Annotated in this window: 1 protein-coding gene; it reads left to right on the forward strand. The window is 73.3% G+C overall.

Annotation, left to right across the window (positions count from 1 at the left end):
• Positions 1-531: MFS transporter (locus tag E2651_RS43560; protein WP_245239572.1), on the forward strand; the 531-nt coding region annotated here is incomplete at both ends.

The raw sequence follows: 531 nt of genomic DNA on the forward strand, positions 1-531 counted from the left end.
CCCCCCTTCTCGCCTCCCTCCTCGGCTTCACCGTCATCAGCATCGACGTGTCCGCCGTGAACATCGCACTGCCCGACATCCGCACCTCCCTGCACGGCGGCATGGCGGGCCTCCAGTGGGTCGTGGACGGGTACACCCTGATGTTCGCCGCGCTGATGCTCTCCGCGGGGGCCCTCGCCGACCGGGCGGGCGCGCGGCGGGCCTACGTCTGGGGAGTCGCGCTCTTCACCATCGCCTCGCTCGCCTGCGCCCTCGCCCCCGGCATCGGCGCCCTCATAGCCGCCCGTGTCGCGCAGGGCGGGGCGGCGGCCGTAGTGCTGCCCGCATCCCTCTCTCTGATCCGCCAGGCGTACGACGATCCGCGCCGCCGGGCCCGCGCCATAGCGATGTGGACGGTGGGCGGTTCCGTCGCCATGGCCGCGGGTCCGGTACTCGGCGGCGTACTCACGGAAGTAGCCGGCTGGCGCGCCGTCTTCCTCCTCAACCTGCCCATCGGGGCGGTGATTCTCGCCCTGCTCGCCCGCACCGCCC

The organism is Streptomyces sp. MZ04 (assembly GCF_004684775.1).
Lineage (GTDB): Bacteria > Actinomycetota > Actinomycetes > Streptomycetales > Streptomycetaceae > Streptomyces.